This window comes from Kibdelosporangium phytohabitans, from assembly GCF_001302585.1.
Lineage (GTDB): Bacteria > Actinomycetota > Actinomycetes > Mycobacteriales > Pseudonocardiaceae > Kibdelosporangium > Kibdelosporangium phytohabitans.
Genome location: NZ_CP012752.1, coordinates 210091 through 231386, shown reverse-complemented (window position 1 = coordinate 231386; position 21296 = coordinate 210091). Strand labels below are relative to the sequence as shown.

General features: G+C 68.6%; 19 protein-coding genes, 1 tRNA gene and 1 pseudogene. 12 read left to right on the top strand and 9 right to left on the bottom strand.

From position 1 onward, the window contains the following. Positions 1 to 21: 21 nt before the first annotated feature. Positions 22 to 318: a hypothetical protein gene (locus AOZ06_RS01090; RefSeq protein WP_054287687.1), complete on the top strand. Its 297-nt coding sequence runs from the start codon at positions 22 to 24 to the stop codon at positions 316 to 318. Here the strand turns inward: AOZ06_RS01090 and AOZ06_RS01085 are convergent. The 4 genes and pseudogenes from AOZ06_RS01085 to AOZ06_RS53325 all read right to left on the bottom strand — a co-directional run. After that, on the bottom strand, positions 305 to 1438 hold the full coding sequence (locus AOZ06_RS01085) for a nucleoside 2-deoxyribosyltransferase domain-containing protein (protein WP_054287686.1): 1134 nt from the start codon (positions 1436 to 1438) through the stop codon (positions 305 to 307). The two genes, AOZ06_RS01090 and AOZ06_RS01085, sit on opposite strands and share 14 nt — an antisense overlap. Further along, positions 1438 to 2451: a methyltransferase gene (locus tag AOZ06_RS01080; protein ID WP_054287685.1), complete on the bottom strand. Its 1014-nt coding sequence runs from the start codon at positions 2449 to 2451 to the stop codon at positions 1438 to 1440. Before AOZ06_RS01080 ends, AOZ06_RS01085 begins: the two co-directional genes overlap by 1 nt. 22 nt (positions 2452 to 2473) lie before the next feature. Then, positions 2474 to 2827 (bottom strand): avidin-fold protein, encoded by a 354-nt coding sequence (locus AOZ06_RS01075; protein WP_225953108.1) that lies wholly within the window; start codon positions 2825 to 2827, stop codon positions 2474 to 2476. Positions 2828 to 2977: 150 nt separating this feature from the next. Then, positions 2978 to 4194, bottom strand: a pseudogene (locus AOZ06_RS53325) (bifunctional metallophosphatase/5'-nucleotidase); the annotation flags it as partial. Positions 4195 to 4366: 172 nt separating this feature from the next. Here AOZ06_RS53325 and AOZ06_RS01060 point away from each other — a divergent pair. The 3 genes from AOZ06_RS01060 (at position 4367) to ypfJ (ending at position 6411) form a co-directional block, all read left to right on the top strand. Further along, entirely contained in the window at positions 4367 to 4828 is a 462-nt protein-coding gene (locus AOZ06_RS01060) for a MarR family winged helix-turn-helix transcriptional regulator (protein WP_054287682.1), read from the top strand. Between the two features lie 37 nt (positions 4829 to 4865). Further along, a tRNA-Ser gene (locus tag AOZ06_RS01055) sits at positions 4866 to 4952 on the top strand. A 532-nt stretch (positions 4953 to 5484) separates the two neighbouring features. Beyond that, on the top strand, positions 5485 to 6411 hold the full coding sequence (gene ypfJ / locus AOZ06_RS01050) for a KPN_02809 family neutral zinc metallopeptidase (protein ID WP_054287681.1): 927 nt from the start codon (positions 5485 to 5487) through the stop codon (positions 6409 to 6411). Between the two features lie 54 nt (positions 6412 to 6465). Here the strand turns inward: ypfJ and AOZ06_RS01045 are convergent, their stop codons facing one another. Beyond that, the gene (locus tag AOZ06_RS01045) at positions 6466 to 8001 is read right to left on the bottom strand and encodes a M28 family metallopeptidase (protein ID WP_225953109.1); all 1536 of its coding nucleotides are present in this window, start codon (positions 7999 to 8001) and stop codon (positions 6466 to 6468) included. A gap of 66 nt (positions 8002 to 8067) precedes the next feature. Continuing rightward, a complete protein-coding gene (locus AOZ06_RS01040) occupies positions 8068 to 8703 on the bottom strand; it encodes a GNAT family N-acetyltransferase (protein ID WP_054287680.1) in 636 nt (211 codons plus the stop codon). A 43-nt stretch (positions 8704 to 8746) separates the two neighbouring features. Between AOZ06_RS01040 and AOZ06_RS01035 the strand changes: the two genes are divergently transcribed. Then, a complete protein-coding gene (locus tag AOZ06_RS01035; protein WP_054287679.1) occupies positions 8747 to 9724 on the top strand; it encodes an NAD(P)H-quinone oxidoreductase in 978 nt (325 codons plus the stop codon). 64 nt (positions 9725 to 9788) lie between these two features. On the opposite strand, the gene AOZ06_RS01030 is transcribed toward AOZ06_RS01035, so the two are convergent. Further along, complete coding sequence (locus AOZ06_RS01030) at positions 9789 to 10991, bottom strand: cysteine desulfurase-like protein (protein ID WP_054287678.1); 1203 nt, start codon at positions 10989 to 10991, stop codon at positions 9789 to 9791. A 102-nt stretch (positions 10992 to 11093) separates the two neighbouring features. Between AOZ06_RS01030 and AOZ06_RS01025 the strand changes: the two genes are divergently transcribed. From AOZ06_RS01025 to glfT1, 5 genes are all read left to right on the top strand, one after another. After that, on the top strand, positions 11094 to 11642 hold the full coding sequence (locus tag AOZ06_RS01025; protein WP_054296329.1) for a bacterial proteasome activator family protein: 549 nt from the start codon (positions 11094 to 11096) through the stop codon (positions 11640 to 11642). An 82-nt stretch (positions 11643 to 11724) separates the two neighbouring features. Beyond that, a complete protein-coding gene (locus AOZ06_RS01020) occupies positions 11725 to 12240 on the top strand; it encodes a D-alanyl-D-alanine carboxypeptidase family protein (protein ID WP_236952028.1) in 516 nt (171 codons plus the stop codon). 130 nt (positions 12241 to 12370) lie between these two features. Continuing rightward, positions 12371 to 13267 carry a galactan export ABC transporter permease subunit Wzm/RfbD gene (gene wzm, locus AOZ06_RS01015; protein WP_054296328.1) on the top strand — a complete coding sequence of 299 codons (897 nt, stop codon included), beginning with the start codon at positions 12371 to 12373 and terminating at the stop codon, positions 13265 to 13267. A 17-nt stretch (positions 13268 to 13284) separates the two neighbouring features. Next, positions 13285 to 14088 carry a galactan export ABC transporter ATP-binding subunit Wzt/RfbE gene (wzt, locus tag AOZ06_RS01010; protein WP_054287676.1) on the top strand — a complete coding sequence of 268 codons (804 nt, stop codon included), beginning with the start codon at positions 13285 to 13287 and terminating at the stop codon, positions 14086 to 14088. Continuing rightward, positions 14088 to 14990, top strand: a complete 903-nt coding sequence (glfT1, locus tag AOZ06_RS01005) for a galactofuranosyltransferase GlfT1 (protein ID WP_054287675.1) — start codon at positions 14088 to 14090, stop codon at positions 14988 to 14990. The genes wzt and glfT1 overlap by 1 nt, the downstream gene beginning before the upstream one ends. A gap of 57 nt (positions 14991 to 15047) precedes the next feature. Here glfT1 and lanKC read toward each other — a convergent pair whose 3' ends face one another. Beyond that, on the bottom strand, positions 15048 to 17654 hold the full coding sequence (gene lanKC / locus AOZ06_RS01000; RefSeq protein WP_063809934.1) for a class III lanthionine synthetase LanKC: 2607 nt from the start codon (positions 17652 to 17654) through the stop codon (positions 15048 to 15050). 495 nt (positions 17655 to 18149) lie between these two features. Between lanKC and AOZ06_RS00995 the strand changes: the two genes are divergently transcribed. After that, positions 18150 to 19067: a DMT family transporter gene (locus tag AOZ06_RS00995; RefSeq protein ID WP_063809933.1), complete on the top strand. Its 918-nt coding sequence runs from the start codon at positions 18150 to 18152 to the stop codon at positions 19065 to 19067. Beyond that, positions 19064 to 19336 (top strand): hypothetical protein, encoded by a 273-nt coding sequence (locus tag AOZ06_RS00990; protein WP_054287674.1) that lies wholly within the window; start codon positions 19064 to 19066, stop codon positions 19334 to 19336. Before AOZ06_RS00995 ends, AOZ06_RS00990 begins: the two co-directional genes overlap by 4 nt. Positions 19337 to 19377: 41 nt before the next feature. Here AOZ06_RS00990 and AOZ06_RS00985 read toward each other — a convergent pair whose 3' ends face one another. Continuing rightward, complete coding sequence (locus AOZ06_RS00985; protein WP_054287673.1) at positions 19378 to 21279, bottom strand: glycosyltransferase; 1902 nt, start codon at positions 21277 to 21279, stop codon at positions 19378 to 19380. Positions 21280 to 21296 lie beyond the last annotated feature (17 nt).

Genomic DNA, 21296 nt, shown 5'->3' with positions numbered 1-21296 from the left:
TGTCCGGAGGTGATCGCTGGCATGACAACGGAATCGAAGACGACGGCGTGGGCGCTGAGTCTCATCGCCACGGCCGCGATATTCCTGACCTTCTTCTTCGACGACAGCAATCCCCAGTCGACCGTCCCCGGCGACCTGCCCGGCAAGAGCGCGATCACGGCGGACAACCAGTTGCGGCGACTGGGATTCGCCAACATCATGTACCTCTCCGAACTCGGCGGCTCGGCGACCGTTCGTCCCGAGTGGACTGTCGTGTCGGTCGAAGGCGCCGGGCAGACCGTCGGCTTGGACGCGTGGATCACTGTCAGGGTGCGGTGAACACCGAGGCGAGCACGCCGAGGGTCGCCCAGTCCGCGTGCCCGTTGTCGAGGATCTCCCCGTAGGTCGGCACTTCGACGAACGTCCGCTCGGAATCCTCCGCGACACCGTGCGGGCCGGGGTTCTCGCGCAACCACGCGATCTCGGCGTCGGTCAGCTCGACGCAGAAAACATGCACCCGGTGCGCGGACAGTGTGGCAATTCCTTGCCGCACCTGGTTTTTGCGCAACCTTTCCGGCGCGATCGACAAGCCGGTCTCCTCGGCCAGCTCGTGCGCGGCCTGAGCGACCGGCTCGCCCAGCAGCACTCCCCCGCCGGGCAGCTCGCGGACGTAGCCGTCCCGCGAACACGACGGCGAGCGGAACTCACGCACCAGCACGACCTCGTTCTGCCGCACGGCCGCACCGGGCCGATAGGCCACAATGGACACTACGTCCGGACGGCCGAGCACGATCTCGTTGTGCTTCTCCCGGTTCTCCGCCGCGACCCGCATCCGCACGTGGAACGCCCACAGGAACTCGCGGTGGATCCACAACAACCGGCCGTCCAGCAGGACGTTCCCGGCTTGCTGCTGCGCCGACAGCCAGTTGCGGAACGTCGGCATCCGCCACGCCCGCAAAGGCACGTACCGCTCGCCACCGGACCGGGACGCGCCGTCGCCGATCAGGTCGAGCGTCGCCGCGATCGTGTCCGGCAACGTGGACGTCACCCGCGCGCCACGTTGTCTCGCGTGGTGCTGCATGTACCGCACGTGCTGCGCTGTGTCCGGCGCGCCGAGCACCACACGGCCGGACGACTCGTACCGCCCGAACTCGATGTTCGTGGTCAACCCGGGCAGTGTGGACATTTCCCTTGGCACCCAGAAGAGAATGCCGTCCGCCGCGTCCAGCCACCGCTCCTCCCAGGCGATCTGGTCGTCATAGGACGGGTACCGCGTGCCGTCCGGCGGCTCCGGCACGAACACGACGAGCGTGCCGTCCCGCGTCCACTGCCGTTCGATCTCGGCGAGCGCGTCCGGCCGCCAGCTCGCCACGTCGTCACGGCGGGGTGTCGGGCCCGCGAGGAAGATCGAGGCAGCCCATTCGTCCGGCGGCTGCTGACCGGCGTACACGACCTTCATCAGGCGGGCTTCCTTGCGATGACCACGCTGTACCCGGCCGTGGTCGGCCGCAGGTGGACGTCCTCGAAGCCTACGGGAGTGAGGATGTCGGCGAGCTCAGGCGTCGAGTAGCACTTGCCCGCGGTCATCAGCATCATCCGGACCGAGAACTCCGCCTCCCGCAACGGACCCGACTTCGTGTCGTCCAGGTGCATGTCGTGGTCGACGAGCACACCGCCCGGCGGCAGCGCGGCGAACGAGGCGGTCGCCAGTTTCCTGATGCCGTCCGCGTCCCAGTCGTGCCACACGTTGGAGTACAGGTGCACGTCGAAGCCCTGCGGCAACTCGGTGAACATGTCGCCCGCGATCACGTCGACCCGGTCGGACAGCCCGCGCTCGGCGATCGACGCCCGGCTGGAGTCCACCACTGTCGGCAGGTCGAGCACCGCGGCCGACGTGCCGGGCAGCGCCGCGACCAGCGAACACGCGTAGATGCCGGAACTGCCGCCGATGTCGAGGATCTTGCCGGCGCTGACGCTGCCCGCCAGCGCCTCGGCCAGCGCGGGGCTCAGGTACGTGCCCCGCGCGTTCATCGCGGCCGTGAACATGTCGGCGAAGTCGCCTTCCGACATGCGGCTCAACCAGTCGTCGCTGTCGTCCTCCCACGCGGCGGGCTGCCCCGTGCGCAGCACCTCGGCGGCCGTACGGCTGCCCGACCTGCCGCCGACCATGCTCGCGTAGTGCCGCAGATCCACCTTCGACCCGGCCGTGAGGTACTGCGACGACGGTTCGGTCACGCGCACGGCACCGTCCGGCAGGCGCTGCACGAGTCCCAGCGCCGCAAGGTAAGTCAGCGTGACGTCCGCGGCCCGTTCGTCGATCCCGAGCAGGTCCGCGAGCTGCTGGTCGGTCGTCGCCGCCCGCTCGGCGAGCCGGGTGAAGATGTCGAACTCGCTCACCACCGCGACGAACAGGTCAGCCGCGTACGTGCTGTTCACCAAGCCGACGATGTCGCCGGGCCCCAGAATGGTCATACAACGATCTTGGCTGGCGCGGCTACGCCTCCGCAACGCGTGGCGTGACTTCGTCCACCACACTGGTGCCCGCGCCGGAGCGGGACTCCCACTCCCACTTCTCATGCAACCGGAGCGTGCCGTCCGGCCTGGTCTCGACCGTGGCGACGCAATGCCCGGTGTTGGTCTCACCCGCGGTGTTCAGTTGCGTGTAGCGGAAGTCGAGCGTGTCGCCGGACCTCGTGCCGACCAGGTAGCCCCGGCTGATCTTGCCGCCGGCGTACTCGGCCCAGATCTCGCCGTTCTCCTCGTGGTACGTGAACAAGGTCGTCGCCTCGACCTCGCCACCGGCCACATCGTCCGCGGGCTTGAACACCCGGCCGTCAAGACTGCTCACGATCGCCACTCCCTCGTCGGTGCCCACTGCCTCGAAGCGTACTGTCGTACCTGGTCAGCGGCTGGAGAACCCGGCGCACTCCGTGTATTCCCAGCCGCGTCGCATGATTCGCACAAGCGCGGTGCGCGACCCTCGTCGTGGACCGAGGGGCTACGGCAGCTGGACGATCCGATCGGCCGCGGGCGGCGCGATGTCCGGGTTCGCCGTCAGGTAGGCGGTGAGCGCGTCAGGTTCGTGCCCTTGGCCAGTTCGGTGAACCCGTCGCCGCCCGCGGCGAGGAAGTTGTTCACCGTCACGCGGTACGCGGCGGTCGGGTCGATCGGGTTGCCCTTGACCGTGATGCCGGAGATCCGCGACCCGGCGGGCGCGCTCGCCGACCACGAGTACTTCGAGGTCGACGAGACCTGGAGATCCGGGTCAGCGTGCCCTGCCACTGCTGTTCGAGCACGGTCTTGAGCTGCGCGCCGGGCAACGTGATCGTCTGCATCACGTTTCCGAACGGCTGCACCGTGAAGGCCTCGCCATAGGTGATGACTCCGTTGCCTCGTTGGCATTGGACGACGCGAACGTCAGGTCGGCGCGAATCCCGCCCGGGTTCGCCAGCACGCCGTCGGCGTCCGCGGCGGCCAGCTGCGCGTCGGCGGTCACGTCACCCAGCGGCGACTCGCCGGACGGCGTGCCGGGCGCGGGCCAGGTCCGCGGTGATCGTGCCGGCCTTGCGGTTGGCGATCGGCGCGGACTTCGTGCGTGCCTCGTCGACCAGTGCCGTGACATCCGCGTCCGGTGTGACCGTGCGCGTGACGATCTCGTTGCGCGCCTTGCTTTCCGCGGATGACGTCCCGCGTCCGCCGGTCGACCTTCAAGTCCACGACGGACAGCAGGCGACCGAACGACAGGCTCTGGACGACCGGTCGCGGCGCGCCCGCCGGATCGTCGATCACGCAGTTGTACTGGGTCCTGATGCCGAACTTGTCGAGCAGGTCTGCGGTGCGGTCGATCGCCTGCACCTCGTCGCCGAACTTCAGGCCCTTGACGGCTTCTGGTGTCAGCACACTCGGCAAGTCCTTGAGGGTGACCCCGATGATGCCGATCGGCACGCCGTTGGCGAACTCCACGGTGAACGGCAGCAACGCGGGCAGGCCGCGGTCGGTCGTGACGTTCGCGCCGAGGAACGGGAACTTCGCGCCCCGGTAGGGATCGCGGAACTGGCAGCCGTCGGCCGGGTGGCACCCGCCGCGCTGCATCCGTTGCGGCTCCTCGTACCCCTCGTCGAACTCGTGGTTGCCGACGACGGACGCGCGAACACCGATCCGGTTGAGGAAGTCGATGGTCGGCTCGTCGTGGAACAACGCGGACGTCAAAGGCGACCTGGGCGGGCGGGTTCGCCGGCGCCGGGGTGCCGGTCAGCCCGATCAGGCCGACCGCGCGACTACGAGTGTGCGACCGAGCATGTGCTTGTCCTCCAACCCGGGGCGTACCGGGCCGGGAGTCTGCCCGCTGAGCGGCCGAAATGCCAGCACAGGCGGTTAGCCTGGAGCGGTGACCGCAGAACCGCGCTGGCTGACCGCCGCAGAGTTACGCGCCTGGCGCGCCTACGTGATCGGCAGCGAGCGGTTGCGCCAGCGCCTGAACACCGAGCTGCAGGAGGGCCACGACCTGCCGCTGGCCGACTACGAAGTGCTCGTCCGCCTGTCGGAGCAGGACAAGGGCCAGATGCGGATGACGCAACTGGCCGACGAGGTGGCCCAGTCCAAGAGCAGGCTCTCCCACCAGATATCCCGCCTGGAAGCGGCGGGGCTCGTGCGCCGGACGCACTGCCCCAACGACGCGCGCGGCGTACTGGCTGAGATCACCGAAACCGGCATGGACCAGCTGCGCACAGCGGCTCCGACGCACGTCGACGGCGTCCGCGAGCACCTCGTGGACCTGATCACCCCGGCGGAACGCGAGGTGCTGGCCGACGTGTTCGAGCGTGTGCTGACCCACCTCGACAAGAGCTGAGTCAAATCGGGTGCACCCATCCGATAGGCTCGTCGGCGGTAGCGTGTCCGAGCGGCCGAAGGAACATGTCTTGAAAACATGAGAGGGTTGACGCCCTCCGTGGGTTCGAATCCCACCGCTACCGCTCGTGGCGGCGTGTGTCCACGCAAGCGTGGACCACGTCGCGGTAGGTGTCGTCCGGGGGCCCAGCCCCCCGACCCGCGCGCCGCGGGGTTCCGCCCCTCGTACTCGCCAGACCCGCTCCACGGACTCGCTGCCGCGTATCGGGGTCCTGTTCGGACAGTGACGGGCAACTTCACCAATTCAGGCCTCTTGTGATCGGGGCCACAGAGGTGCATGCTCGAAGGAAGTGTTACGCCGAACGTGAAAGGCAGGTGGTGCCGTGCCAAAGCGCTTACGTCTCGCGGTCGCACGCTCCCTGCCGCATCCCCGCGACTGAGCCGACAGATATCGGCGCGGTCGTGACTGTGAGCGGTGGGTCCAGCCCGTTCGAACTGTGCGTCGCACGTCGACGCGTTGAGCCCCCTCGGGAAAAACTCCGCGCCAGCGGGTGAGGGCGTTCGCGGCCGAAGACATGTCCATCCGATCCGGGTGCGGCGCCACGACGCGCCGCACCCGGCTGTATATCGTTGGCTTCCACACACCACGGAGGCGACGTGGAATTCAACGACGACGCTGGTTTGGACACCTCGCAGGTCGAGGACATGCGGTCATCGGGCGGCGGCGGTGTCGGCGGCCGGGTGCTGCTCGGCGGCGGCGGGCTCAGCATTGTCGGCCTGATCATCTACTTCGTGATGTCCCAGCTCGGCGGCGTCGGCGGGCTCGACGGCACGTCCGCGCGGGGCATCGGCGACGTCGGCAACGGCGACAAAGTGGACAACGCCAGGCTCTCCGAGCAGTGCCGGACCGGCAAGGACGCCAACACCAACCACGACTGCGCGCTGGTCGCGGTGATCAACTCGGTCCAGGGCTACTGGCAGGACGAGTTCGCCCGCTCCGGCCGCACGTACCAGAAGGCACCGACGAACTTCTTCAAGGGCGGCGTGCGCACCGGCTGCGGCAGCGCGACCGCCGACGTCGGCCCGTTCTACTGCCCCGGCGACTCCGAGGTCTACATCGACCTGGCGTTCTTCCAGCAGCTGCAGACCCAGTTCGGCGCGCAGGGCGGCACGTTCGTGGAGGCGTACGTGCTGGCCCACGAGTACGGCCACCACGTGCAGAACCTGCTGGGCACCTCGGACCGGGTGCGCAGCCGCAAGGGCGCGACGTCGGACGCTGTCCGGCTGGAGCTGCAGGCGGACTGCTACGCGGGGGTCTGGGCCAAGCACGCGACCACGCAGCCGACCGCGAACGGCGGCCAGCCGTTGATCAAGTCGATCAGCGACGACGACATCCGCCGCGCACTGGACGCGGCCGCCCGCATCGGCGACGACTTCATCCAGCGCGAACTCGGCGGCGGCCGGGTCGACGAGAGCCAGTTCACCCACGGCACGTCCAAGCAGCGCGAGAAGTGGTTCACCACCGGCATCCGCTCGGGCAACCCGGCCGACTGCGACACCTTCCGAGCCAGCAACCTCGGCTGACAACACTCGTGAGTGGTTAGTCCGGTTAGAACCGGACTAACCACTCACGAGGTTTTAGCTGGCTGGGTCGTGGTCGTACGTGGCCGGGGCCGAGAAGGTCTTGGCCGCCGAACGCGCCTGGGCGCGCTTGGGCCTCGGCGGCACGCCGTTGACGTCCTCCGTGCTGATGCCGTACGCGGTGATCACGTACGAGATCGCGGTGGCCTGCTTGCCCAGCGCCGCGCGGTTGATGTTGTAGAGGTTGTCGCAGGCCTGGTGGTAGCACTTGTCGTACGCCACGTTGGCCTGTCCGCCCCACTTCGCCGCCTGCGCGGCTGTCTTGAGCTTCTCGGCGCCGGTGAACGTGCCACCGGCCGGGATGCCCTGTGCCACGAACTCCGCGTAGTCCGAGCGCGAGTCGAAGTCAGTGCCCTCGGTTTCCACGCCCGCGGCGCGGAAGCGGGCCTGCAACGCGGACTCGATCGCCGCCGAGCCGGTCGGGCCGGGGCCGGCACCGGTGTTGTCGGAGTTGTCGCCGTCGAACACGAAGTAGGCCGCGTTCGGCGAGCCGACCATGTCGAAGTTCAGGTACAGCGCGATGTCCAGCTGTTGCTCGAAGCTCAGTGACCGGACGTACTGCGTCGAGCCGACTAGGCCGAACTCCTCGGCGCTCCACCAGCCGAACCGGATGGCGTTGTTCACCTTCGGCTTCCCGCCGAGCTGCAGCGCGGTCTCCAGCAGGACAGCTGAGCCGCTGCCGTTGTCGTTGATGCCCGGGCCGCCTTCGACGCTGTCGAGGTGCGCACCGGCCACCACGACGTTGTCCTTGCGGCCGGTCTTGGTCTGGGCGATGACGTTGAAGCTCTTGCGCGGCTCCTCCGTGGCGCGTGCGTCGACGGTCACCGACGCGGGCGGCTTCGCGGCGAGCGCCTCCCCCTCGGCCAGCGTCACCCCGACCGTCGGGATCCTGGCGTTCGCCGGGTCGCTGAGCGTTCCGGCCAGCGGCGCCGGGTCGGGAACGTTGTTGTAGATGATCGAGGCGATCGCGCCCGCTTCCGAGGCGACCTGCTGCTTCTGCGCGAACGAGCAGGTACCGCGCTTGATCAGGGCGATCTTGCCGGTGATGTTGAGGCCCGCGTAGTCGCCGGCCTCGCAGCCGGGCGAGTCGTCGACCGGGACGGGCACGAGCGGCGCGGTCAGGCCGCCCGCCGGGGTCGACTTGCTGTACGTGAACATGTGCGTCGGCACCGAGCGGCCGTCCACAGTCAGCTTCTCGACCTGCGGGACGAAGTAGATGAACGGGAACTCGTGGATCGTGACGTCGAACCCGGCGGCACGCACCTTGTCGGCGATGTAGTTCGCGGACTGCTGGTGGCCCGCGCTGCTCGCGACCCTGGTGCGGCCGTTGCGGTCGGCGAGGCGCTGGAGCGCGATCAGGTGGCGGTGCACACCGTCCACAGTGACGTTGCGTGAGATCTTCCGGGGCAGCACATCACCCTGTGGAGCGGCGGTTGCCGGCACAGCGGCGAGGGCGAACCCGACGGTCGCGGCGGTGATGGTCACCGCGAACCGGGTTGTTGCCTTGACGGGCATGGACATCCCTTCCTGCATGCTGGGCCGTCACCCTCTCCCCGCGCAGGTCGCCGGTCAAGGGTCACATGCGAAGATGGGCATTATTCAGCTCGCGGACGGGTCCAAACCGAGCAAGGCACGACATCCGTCCAGCCCATCGACCTCGACCGACCACTCGGGACGGACGAACCGCTCCCGCGTCAGCGCGAGCCGGACGTTGACGCCAACGTTTCCCCTGATAGCGATGCGGTTCGTGCCGTCTTGCCGGTAACCGAGTTTCCTGCTCACGTTGTGTGAGGCCTGGTTGTCACTGAGCGCACCCGAAGTCAGCAGCTCGGCGCCCAGGTGGTCGAAGGCGAACATGACCACGGCGGCGCGCATCTCGGTGCCGTACCCCTTGCCTTGGAACTCCCGGCCCAGCCACGAACCGGTGTGCACCTCACGTGTGATCGCGAAGTCCTTGCCGGCGGCGCCTTGCATGCCGATCACCCGGCCGTCCACTCTGGTCAGGAAGTTGACGGTCCAGTCGGCGGGGCTGAGCGTGGCGCGCATCATCCAGTAGTACTGGGCCCATTCCCTCGGGTGCCGGTCGGTCCACGGCACGCCGAACGGCATCCGGTCCGGCTCGTGGATACCGCGCTTGGCCACCTCGACGAGCTCGAACAGGCCCGCGTCGTCGTCGGGGCGCAGCTCCAGGCGAGGTGTGCGCAGGACGAGGTTGCGGAGCGGCCATGGATCCATGCCCCGAGCGTATTCATCCCGGCGACCGGTTTACCGTGGAGATGTGTATGCAATCGTGGCCCGCGAGCCGGGTGGACCTGACGTACTGGAATGGACCGAGGTGCCGGACCCGCAGGCAGGGCCGGGCGAGGTGCTGGTCGAGGTCGCGGCGAGTGCCGTGAACCGGGCGGACCTGTTGCAGCGCCAGGGTTTGTACCCGCCGCCACCGGGCGCGCCGAACATCATCGGCCTGGAGTGCTCCGGCACGATCGCCGCGCTCGGCGAAGGCGTGGCGGACTGGCAGATCGGCGACGAGGTCTGCGCGCTGCTCGCGGGCGGTGGCTACGCCCAGCGCGTCGCGGTGCCCGCCGCGCAGGTCCTTCCGTTGCCCCAGGGGGTCGACCTGGTGACCGCGGCCTCGCTGCCCGAGGTCGCGTGCACGGTCTGGTCCAACATCGTCCAGCACGCCGGACTGCGATCGGGCGAGATCCTGCTGGTGCACGGCGGCGCGGGCGGCATCGGAACCCACGCGATCCAGGTCGGCAAGGCACTCGGCGCGACAGTCGCGGTCACCGCGGGATCCGACGAACGCCTCGCCCGCTGCACGCAGCTCGGCGCCGACGTCACGATCAACTACAAGACCCAGGACTTCGTCGAAGTGCTGGGCAAGCGCGGCGCGGACGTGATACTCGACAACATGGGAGCGTCCTATCTGGACAGGAACATCCGGGCGCTCGCCGGCGACGGCAGGCTGATGGTGATCGGATTCCAAGGTGGACGGAAGGCGGAGATCGACTTCGCCAAGCTGCTGCCCAAGCGCGGAAGCGTTGCCGCGCTTGGCCTGCGTGGCCGTCCGGTGACCGGGAAGGGCAGCAAGGCCGAGGTGGTCGCCGGTGTCCGCGAGGGCCTGTGGCCGTTGATCGCCGAAGGCAAGGTCAAGCCGATCGTGCACGAGGTCCGGCCGATGCGGGACGCGTCCGGCGCGCACACCGCGTTGGAGAGCGGCGGCGAGGTGTTCGGCAAGATCGTCCTCACCCCGTGACAGTTCGCCGTGAAGGTCGTCCCATCGGCATCTGTTGCCGGGAGGGCGGCCTTCACGGCGCGGGCTAACGGCGCAGGTCGGCGACGGCGTCCACCAGTTGGTCGACCTCGCTTGAGGTCGTGTAATGCGCGAGGCCCACACGGACCGCGCCGCCCACCTCGCTCACCCCCAGCGCCGAGAAGACGCCGCTGGGCACGTCGTCGGCGAACGCGCAGATACCGCGGTCGGCCAGCGCCACGATCGCGTCGGCGGCTTTCATGTCGCCGATCGTGAAGGCCAGTACCGGGATCCTGCGCATCGCGTCGCCGATCACCATCACGTTGCGGATCGCCCGCAGCTCCGAGATCAGCTTGGCCAGCAGTCCGGCCAGGTAGCTCTTGGCCGAGCCCATCGAGGTGTGCAGGCGCTCACGCCTGGTCCCGGTCGCGGCGTCGTCCAGCATCGCCAGGTAGTCCACCGACGCGACCACGCCGGCGAGCAGCGGGTACGCGTGCGTGCCCAGCTCGAGGCGCTCAGGCCCCCGCGTGCTCGGGTCCAGTGAGCTCACCGGCAGGCGGTCGAGCAGTTCCGGGTCGGCGAACACGAGCGCGCCGACCGCCGGCCCGCCCCACGCCGACGCGGACACCGCGATGATGTCCGCGCCCATCGCCGCCATGTCCAGCGGCATGTACGGGGCCGCTGCCGAGGCGTCGACCACGAGCAGCGCGCCGACGCTGTGCGCGATGTCGGCGATCTTGCGGAGGTCCGGTCTCGTGCCGACCGCGCCGGAGGCCGCCGTGACCGCGACCACCTTCGTGCGGCGGGACATGAGGCTCTCGTACTGCCACGCGGGCAGCTCGCAGGTCTCGATGTCGATCTCGCCCCACCGGATGGCCGCGCCCGGCCGCTGCGCCGCGCGCAGCCACGGGGCGATGTTGGCCTGGTGGTCGAGCCGGGACACCGCCACCTCGTCGCCGATCAGCCAGCCGCTGCCGATCGCCTCGGCCAGCCGTTGCAGCAGTACGGGCACGTTCGGGCCGAGAACCACTCCGGCGGGGTCACCCCCGACGAGGTCGGCGACCGCCCTGCGGGCGGCGTCCACGATGGCCTCGGCCCGTTGCGACGCCGGGAAGGCGCCACCTGGGCCGGACACGGGTGCGCGCATGGCTGTGGCGACCGCCATGGCCACCTGTTCGGGCACCTGCATGCCGGCCGATGCGTCCAGGTGGATCCAGCCGTCCCCCAACGCGGGGAACAGCCCACGGATCCGAGCGACGTCGAACGCCATGGCCACACCGTACGGACCGGGCCAAGTGTCGCGACCGCTACCCTCGGGTATGAGTCTTCCGGGGGACACGAGAGCTTCGATGAGCCGGTCAGGATGGAACAGATGAGCGAGCCAGGACAGAACGGCAAAGACGACGCGCACCACGTGGTCGTGGTGGGTCCGGACGGTCAGCCGCTCGGCGCCGCCCGCATCCCCGACGGCTCCGAGCAGGGCGAGGCGAGTGCGGAGACCATCGGCGACATGGTCGAGCAGCCCGCGAAGGTGATGCGGATCGGCACCATGATCAAGCAGCTGCTCGAGGAGGTCAGGGCGGCTCCGCTCGACGAGGCCAGCCGGACCAGGCTCAAGGAGATCCACCAGTCGTCGATCAAGGAGCTCGAGGAGGGCCTCGCGCCCGAGCTGCGCGACGAGCTGAACCGGCTCACCCTGCCGTTCACCGACGGCAGCGTCCCGTCCGACGCCGAGCTGCGGATCGCGCAGGCCCAGCTGGTCGGCTGGCTGGAAGGCCTGTTCGCGGGCATCCAGACCGCGCTGTTCGCCCAGCAGATGTCCGCACGCGTGCAGCTGGAGCAGATGCGCCGCGGCGCGTTGCCGCCTGGCCTCGGTGAGCAGCAGCAACCGCACGACGCGACACGTGGGCAGTATCTCTGAGAAGCAACTCCGCGGGGGCGCTGCGCGTCTTCGGAGTGTGCCGGGATGGATCAGAACCGTCCTGGTCGCAGGTGTTCTCATCGTGTTCGCCGGATCACTCTTCGGGCTGTGGAGCTTCAAGGTGATCGGATACGAGCGGACCAGCGGCCAGGCGACATACGACATCAACGGGGTCGTCGGGCCGGAAACCGGCTCGACGTGCCCGACCGACAAGCGCTACGTCGACGAGCAGCCCACCGGCTTGCGCGACGACGTGCTGGCGGGGTTCCAGCAACTCAAGGCCGAGGCCAAGAAGCAGAACATCACGATGTGCCTGCAGGACGGCAAACGCAGCTCGCGCCAGCAGCAGGCCCAGTTCGACGACTACGTCAAACGCTTCGGAACACGTGAGCTGGCTCGCAAATACGCCCTGCCGCCCGACGAGTCGATGCACGTGAAAGGCATCGCGGTCGACATCCAGCCGCTGTCGGCCGCGGGCTGGGTGGAGCGTTCGGCCGGGAAACACGGCTGGTGCAGGCGATATGAGAACGAACCATGGCACTTCGAGTACAACCCGGACTACCGCGGCGGATGCCCGGCGCTGCTGCCCCACGCGTAACGGACATACCATGCGTTTCCATGCGCGCCACAGGTGTTCGTCAGCTCGGTGACCGACCGGTCACCGAAGGGGTGAATGGTCGTCGGTACTCTCAACAACCGTGCAAGCGACGAGCACGATCGACCGACCGATGACGGCGGCAGAAAAGCCTCTCGACAACCCCAGCCGGACCTTCGGCCGGGCGTGGCAGGACATCCGCGAGGGGTTCCACCAACGTGACCTGTGGGGTCACCTCGGCTGGCAGGACATCAAGCAGCGCTACCGCCGCTCGGTGATCGGCCCGCTGTGGATCACCCTGAGCATGGCGGTCACCGCCATCGGTCTCGGCCTGCTGTACTCGACGCTGTTCCAGGCGAACATCGGCACGTTCCTGCCGTATCTGACCGTCGGGTTCATCGTCTGGAACTTCATGCTCGGCTGCGTGACCGAGGGCACCGAGACCTTCATCGCCAACGAGGGCCTGATCAAGCACCTGCCCGCGCCGCTGACGGTGTACGCGTTGCGCACGGTGTGGCGCCTGACCCTGATGATGGCGCACAACCTGCTGGTCTACGCGGTGATCCTGGTGATCTTCTTCGGCGACCTGAGCACCACGGGCTACAAGATCACCGAAGCGGGCCCGGGGCAGCCGGGCCTGGACTGGACCATCGTGCTGGCGGTCCCGGCGTTCTTCCTGATCGCGCTGAACGGCGTGTGGGTGGCGTTGCTGTTCGGCGTCATCTCCACCCGCTACCGCGACATCCCGCAGGTCATCACCGCGCTGACCAACCTGGCGTTCTTCGGCACGCCGATCGTGTGGACCACCGACCTGCTCAACAAGATCGCGAGCGGCGGCAGCAGCTGGCGGTCGATCATCATCGAGGTCAACCCCTTCTACCACTTCATCCAGATCCTGCGGGCGCCGCTGATCGGCAACGCGCAGAGCTGGCACCACTGGGCGATCGTCGGTGGCATCACAGTGGTCGGCTGGTTCTTGGCACTTGTGGCGATGCGCAACTACCGCGCACGCGTCCCCTACTGGGTCTGAGTGAGGCAGGACAGCACATGGTCAGCATCGACGTCTGGAACGCCTCGGTCGACTTCCCGATCTTCGACGCCAAGAGCCGCTCGCTGAAGAAAGCGGTGCTCGGCAAGGTCGGCGGCACGATCGGCACCGAAAGCCGGATCCCGGTGATCGAGGCCCTCAAGGACATCACCCTCTCGCTCAAGGACGGCGACCGCGTCGCGCTCGTCGGCCACAACGGCGCGGGCAAGTCCACCCTGCTGCGGCTGCTGGCGGGGATCTACGAGCCGATCACCGGCGGCTCCAAGATCGTCGGCAAGATCGCGCCGGTCTTCGACCTCGGCGTCGGCCTCGACCCGGAGATCTCCGGCATCGAGAACATCATGATCCGGGGCCTGTTCCTGGGCATGAGCCGCAAGCAGATGGAGTCGAAGATCGACGACATCGCCGAGTTCAGCGAACTCGGCGACTTCCTGCAGATGCCGCTGCGGGCGTACTCGACCGGTATGCGCGTGCGGCTCGCGCTGGGCATCGTGACCTCGATCGACCCGGAGATCCTGATCCTGGACGAGGGCATCGGCGCGGTGGACGCGGCGTTCATGGACAAGGCCCGCGACCGGCTCACCGACCTGGTGAAGCGCTCCGGCCTGCTCGTGTTCGCGTCGCACTCCGACGACCTGCTGATGGAGCTGTGCGATTCGGCGATCTGGATGGACAGCGGCCGGATGAAGATGCAGGGCACCCTGCGCGAGGTCCTCACCGCTTACAAGGGCCGTGACCCGTACGAGAACCTGAGCCCCGAGATGCTCGAGCGCCTCGGCGTTACCGCTGGAGGCGACAGCTGATGAGCACCGCAGCACTGGGTCCCGACTCCATCGTCGCCGTCGTGGTGACGCGGCACCGGCGTGAGCTGCTGGTCGACTCGTTGAAGATCCTCGGTGCGCAGACCCGCCCGCCGGACCACCTCATCGTGGTCGACAACGGGCCGGACCAGCCGGTCGAGGACCTCGTCAAGGCCGCCGCCATCCCGTCGACCTACCTCGCGTCGCACCGCAACCTCGGTGGCGCGGGCGGGTTCGCGCTCGGCATCCTGCACGCGCTCGCGATGGGCGCCGACTGGGTCTGGCTGGCCGACGACGACGGCCGCCCGGCCGACGAGAACGTGCTGGAGATCCTGCTCGGCGAGGCCAGGAAGCGCGGCCTCGCGGAGATCTCCCCGATCGTGGCGAACATCGACACCCCCGAGACGCTGGCGTTCCCGTTGCGCCGCGGCCTGACGTGGAAGCGCCAGACGTCCGAGCTCGGCACGGACTTCCTGCCCGGCATCGCGTCGCTGTTCAACGGCGCGCTGTTCCGCGCGTCCACTTTGGACGTCGTCGGTGTGCCGGACTACCGCTTGTTCGTCCGCGGCGACGAGGTCGAGGTGCACCGCAGGCTGGTGCGTTCCGGCCTGCCGTTCGGCACGTCGCTGCGCGCGACCTACCTGCACCCGGACGGCTCGGACGAGTTCAAGCCGATGCTCGGCGGCCGGTTCCACGCGCAGGACCCGGACAACGAGGTCAAGCGCTACTACACGTACCGCAACCGCGGATACCTGTTGTCGCGTCCGGGAATGCGCAAGATCGGCGCGCTCGAGGTCCTGCGGTTCGGCCTGTACTTCCTGACCGTCCGCAAGGACCCCAAGGCGTTCCTGCAGTGGCTCAAGCTCGTCCGCCAGGGCCAACGCGAACACTTCTTCCGCTACTGACGCTGGTCGTCCGCGTCACGCACCGCGCCCGACATCGCCCCGGCCACCCGGGGCGGATCACCGCGAAGATGTCGGTTGCGTGGGGCGTGGCGGCAATGACCGGCTTCCGGCGACCAAACCCGCCGTCGCGGAGCGATGGTCGTCGAACACGGACAGCGAGTTGTCGTCGTTCAGAAAAGGCAACAACTGCACACCGTCCATAGCGGACGCGAGGGCAAGCAGCACCCCCGCACTGCCCGTGGCGACGTCCATGGACAACCGGAACAGGTGCGTACCGGGGAACGCCACATGGCCCTGGTACGCGACAGCGTGCTGCGCGAGCCATTCGAGGTGCTGGTCGAGGGCCCGCGCGGCGAGCGGGTCCGGATCGCGCCGCAGGCCGACGGCCAGCGCGCCGATCAGCCCGGCCCGGCCGAGCATCAGCCCCGGCTGGATCACGAACTCGGCCAGCAGCGCGCGCCTGAGCTTCGGCAGTTCGCTCGCCACCGAAGCGCCGGGCCACGTGGTCAGCAGTTCCTCCATCGCGATCGCGATCCCGGCACTGCCGACTTCCAGGTACGGCAACGTGTTCTGCCGGTCGCGGACCTGCAGCGAGCCGTCCGGCGTCCTGGCGCACTCCATCAGGTCACGGCGGATGGCCAGGTCGGCGTACTCCAGCCAGCCGCGGTCACGCGTGCGCTCGAACAGCCTGATGAACAGCACCGCCGGGCCGGACCAGCCGTGCATCAGGCCGGCCCGGCCGCGCGCGGGGTTCTCCAGCATGGTGGTCAGCCGGTCGCCGAGTTCGATCGCGTGCCACAGGTGCCCGGCGTCCTGCCTGTTCGCCGCGAGGTGCAGCAGGTTGAGGCCGATCCCGGCGAGCCCGCCGCGCAGGCCGTGCGCTGTGATCGACGTCAGCTGCGGGTCGACCTTGTCGATCAGGTCGTCCGCGTCGTCGTGGTAGCCGAAGTTGTCAAGGACGTGGATCACGCCGTGCGCGCCGTCCCAGAAGCCCGCTGTGGCGGGCGGTTGCCTGCGTACCGCGTCGATCAGCCACTTCTCGTGCGCGGGGAACCGGCCGAAGCCGCAGGACTCCAACGCGTGCAGCACACCGGCCGCGCCGTGGCCGAAGCCCGTGCCGCCCGTGGCGAACTGCTGGATGTCGCCGGGGAACAGCCGGTCCTTGCGGTGCGGGGTGGCACTGGCCAGCACGCCGTCGGCGATCGACCGGCGCACCGACGTCCAGTTGATGTCGGGCTGGTCCAGCGCGATCCGCCTGCGCGCCGACCGGGCCGAGCGCGGCCGCAGTTCGGCGAGGACCTCTTCGAGGTAGCCCAGCGGCAGGTCGAACCGCTTGCGGACCTGCCGGACGAAGTCGGCGAGCTTGTCCGGCGCCAGGTCGAGCACGGTCGTCATGGGCAGGAACATCCACAGCCGCAGCACGGCGAAGGCGTACCGGTCGACCTCGTAGCCGCTGCGGTCGGCGGGTGCGCGGAAGCCGGGGGTGGCGCCGCTCGGCCTGCGCCGGTCGGCGGCGGGGAACGACAGCTCGAAGTCCACAAGGGACACCGAGTCGTCCTCGTCGACGAGGATGTTGCGGTCGTTGATGTCGCCGTGGACCAGGCCGCGCCGGTGCACGTCGGACAGGACGCGTTCGACCCTGGCGAGCAGGGCGAGCACGCGTTCGACGTACCGGCTGCGGTCGGTCTTGGTCTGATCCCGTTGGGTCAGCGGGTAGTTGCGGGCCAGCCAGCGCGCGAGCGGGACGCCGGGCATCGGGCTCAGCAGCAGGACTTCGTTGCCTGCCACCGAGATGCGGCCGTGTAGTTCGGGCACGCCCGGCACCCCGGCGAGCCGGATCAGGGAGCGGGCCTCGCGGTCGAGCCGGGTCACGGCGTCGGCGCCGTCCTGGTCGAGCCCGGTGTACGGCCTGGCTTCCTTGAGCACGATCTGCGTGCCGTCGGAACGCTGGTTGGCGAGGTAGACACCGCCCGCGTTGGTCTGCTGCAGGACCTTGGTGACCTGGTAGCGGGCGCCTTCGCGTGGTTGCTGTGCGTTGAAGTGGGGCTTGAGGAAGGCGGGAACCTCGACCCACTCGGGCAGGCCAGGTGGTTCGGGTACCACTTCACCGTCCGGCCGCTGCAAGGCCGGGATGCGCGCGCCGCGCGCGTCGGTGATCATACGTTCGACAAATCCACCAAAACGAATGTAAAGAGGACCCTCGCGGTATCGCACGTCACCTGGTATATGCGGTGCGCGCAGCCCGGCGAGCCGGGTCGACAAGTCCTCGAGCACACGTTTCAGATCGTTATCTCCGACTGGGTAAATCGTGATCAATTTTCCACTCACCACGCGGTCGGCATACTTCGCGTTACGATTCGCGAAAATGCGGGGTGAGCGCAAGAATTTGAACGGTATCCGGGCGGACACACAGTACGGCCGTACCACGTCGAGCACCGCGACCGCATCGGCCCCGGTCGCGGCCACGTGCACCTTCCAGCCCTGCATCGGCAGGTCCACATCCTCGGGAAGGCAGACGTGCCAATCGCCGCGGTCGAAGCGGCGCCAGTCGGCACGGCAACCGGAAAGCGTACTGACCCAGCTTTCCAGAGTCTCGATTCCGTAACCATCGGCGTCGTAGAAGTAACGATCCGCGAAACAGAACGCCTCATAACGCAGATCCATGCCTGCAAGCGCCTCCCCGTCGTAATTTTCACCATTCGCGCCCGAGAGGAATTAATTTCCGCACGAAACCAACGGCAGGTCGATCCGCCGTTCGAGGGTTCAGCCTGCCAATTAGAGGACTGCACGCACTTCCTACTGTCGAGTATCCGGCAGTGACCTGTCAGAAAATGACGAAACACACCCGGTTGCCGCTGGTCACTCCTCCGGATGCCGCATTGATCAACGGTCCGGACCGGACTATCACCCACTACGCACCGTAGTGGATCTACCTAGAGTGTGACGCCTGATAAGAGGTTCACTCCAATGACGCTTGACACCGCTACTACCGTTCTTGACGTGCATCGCATGTTTCCGATAACTCCGCCGCCCGCCGCCTAGGCGGGGCCGGAGCACACTCGCCCACGCGCGGCCGGCAAGCTCGCGCGCGGTGAAACACGCCTGATCGCCCCGCAGCAGAACATGTCCCGTGTTCCTCCTGCGTTGGAGCGTTTTTCCTTGTCCACCAAGCTGTTTCTGATCTTCGCCGGTGTGCTCTGGGGAACCGGCGGCCTGGCCGGCGCATTCCTGCAGCACCTGACCGGCCTGCACCCACTGGCCATCGCGGCGTACCGCCTGCTGCTCGGCGGCGCGATCGCCACCGCGGCGCTGGCCGGGCAGATCCGGCGTGTCAAGATCACCACCGCCGTGCTCCGCAGGCTGGTGGCGGCGGGCGCACTGCTGGCGATCTTCCAGGCGAGCTACTTCGGTGGTGTCGCCACGACTTCGGTCAGCCTCGCCACCCTGGTCACGATCGGCAGCACGCCCGTGCTGCTCGCGGTGCTGACGGCCGTGCGAACCCGGCGGATGCCCAGCCTGCGAACCACGCTGAGCATCGCGGTTGCGCTCACCGGGCTGGCACTGCTCGCGGGCACACCGTCGACCAGGACGCCCGGAGAGACCGTCCTGGGGATCGCACTGTGCCTGGTCGCGGCGGGCGGCTTCGCGGCGTTCACCGTGATCAACAGGAATCCGGTCCTGCCGGCCGGGCCGACGATCTCGCTGGGCCTGCTGCTCGGTGGTCTGGTCCTCCTACCGCTGGCCCTGCCGCTGGGGATGGCGATGCCCCTGCGAACGGACGTCCTGCTGACCGCGGCCTTCCTCGGCACGATCCCGACAGCGGTGGCGTACGGCTGCTACCTGGCAGCGCTGCGCGGCGCCAGCGCGGTCGCCGCGGCACTGGCAGCAGTCCTCGAACCGCTGACCGCGACCGTGCTGTCTGTCCTGTTCTTCGAGGAATCGCTCGGCACAACCGGAACCGTCGGCGCGGCACTCCTGGGCATCGCACTGGTGGTGAGCCATTCAGCCGACAGCGGATCCGCTGAGAGCGGACCACCGTTGCCCACCGGCAAGCCCGGTGCTGAGCTGAAACCATGAGCGAGCCGAAGAAGAACGCCCTCGTGCTGCACCTCGCCAGCGGCGGGGAACCACTGGTGTACGCGCTGTCGCCGGCGGCGGCCGAGGACCTGGCGAGCAGACTCCCGACAGTGCTGACATCCGGGGCGGTCGACGCCCCGGAACTGGAAGACGGCGCGACGGTGGCCATCAACTTCGCCCACATCGCGACAGCGCACTTCGACGAACTGCCACCCCTGTCCCGCGTGTACGGCAGTGCGGCCAAAAGCGGCCGGGGGTTCAGGGCGTGACCTGAACCCCCGGCCGCTCGCGGCTCGCCGTCCACGGCAGTTCAGAGCCGGTAAAGCCGGGCCCAGTTCTCGCGGCTGGTCAGCTCCGGCATCGCGTCCTTGTAGTGCTGCTGGACGACGTTGCCCTCGGCGATGAACCGGCGGAGCACAGCCGCGCTCCGCTTGCCCAGTCGCATCATCAGGTCGCGGTCGTACGTGCGCAGCCGCACGCCTTCCTGCGAGGCGTCCGTCACCGCCACGTTCGCGAACTTCGAGACGTGCCACCAGGTCGCGTCTTCCAGGCTCACCGCGCCGCGCTCCAGCGAGTGCTTGCCCAGCAGCTGGTTGGTGATCTGCTTGAGCAGCTGCACCGGCTTGTTCCTCGGCGACGGGCCTGCCGGGATCAGCGGCAGTTCTCCGTTTCGGAGTTCCGGGACGTCCGCTGGGCTGTGGCGGAAGGTGTCCGGGTACTCGGCGCGCAGCGCGCGGATCTCGGCGACCACGGCCGCGCCGCCGTCGCGCAGGACCGACGGGCCCGCGAGGAAGTCCTCCACCGCTTTCAGCATGGTCGCGGCGAGGCCATACTGCATCGACAGCAGGTACCGGGTCAGCTGGGCGGCGATCACGCGGGCGACGCGCTTGGTGTTGAACGGGCTGTGCAGCGCCGCCGTGATCATCGAGTTACGCAGGTTGAAGTACCTGTGCCAGTCGTCCCAGTCCTTCCACATGAAGTCCGCGTGCCACACGGCCGCGCCGGGCAGCGTGACCGTCGCGAAGCCCGCGGCCTTGGCGCGGTAGCCGTATTCGGCGTCGTCCCACTGGAAGAACACCGGCAGCGGGTAGCCGACCGCCTGCACGATCTCGGTCGGGATCAGGCAGGACCACCAGCCGTTGTAGCCCGCTTCGACGCGCCTTTCCTGGCGGTTGGGCTTTCCCGTCTCCGGGTCGGTGCCGAGCAGGTCGGCGTTGGTCAGCGCGCCTTCCGAGACCCGGCCCGCGGCAAGGCCTTCCAGGTCCGCGTACTCCGCGCCTACGTGCAAGTTGTTGGGGTGCAACAGGTTCAGCATCTGGCCGCCGACGATCACCGGGTGCGCCGTGCGGTTGGCGAACGCGGTCAGCCTGATCGCGATGTCCGGCTCCAGCAGCACGTCGTCGTCCATGAACAGGACGTTGGCGTGGTCGGACTGCTTCGCCGCCTCGAACAGCCCCCTGGTGAAACCGGCCGCGCCGCCGAGGTTGGGCTGCTGGATGTACGTCAGCTTCGCGCCGAGCCGCTTGGCCACGCCGGCGAACTCGGGCCGGGAGTCGACCGTGTCCGTGCCCTGGTCGGCGACGTAGATCGTGTCGAGGACCGACAGCGCCTCCGGGTCCGCCGCCAGTGCTTCCAGCGTGTTCAGGCAGTCGTCGGCGCGGTTGCACGTGCAGATGACCACGGATGTGGGGCGCAGCGTCTCGGGGGGCGCGACGGTCCAGCGGACCTCGGACACGGTCAGCGTCTCGCCCACACCGGTCTCGATGTCCAGCCACAGCGCGCCGCCGTCGATGAAACGGTCGAGCTTGGCGGTAAGCGTCACGGGACCGTCCGCTGACACGACAGACGAGCCCACGGTCCGCGGCTCGCCTTCGTAGTCCGAGGCGTGCACGGTCACGCGACCGGCGCCTGCGGCGACCAGCTCGACGGTCACCTCGCGCACGACGGTCCAGCGCTGCCAGTAGCTCGCCGGGAAGCGCCCGAAGTACGTGTTCATCGACACAACCGACGACGGCTCGACGGTCACGCTGTCGCGCGAACGGTTGGCCGCGCCGGCGCTCACCTGTGCGTAGAGGTCGTCGCTGACCAGGGGCGACGGGCCACCGAACAGCGCGCGCTGGGTGACCAGGCGGGCGGGTCGCGGTGCGCTGCCGTTGGCCTGCGCACGCGGGGTGGTCGTCTTGCCTCGGGCCGGTGCGGTTTTGCCGGGCATCGCGCCTCAGTCCTCCA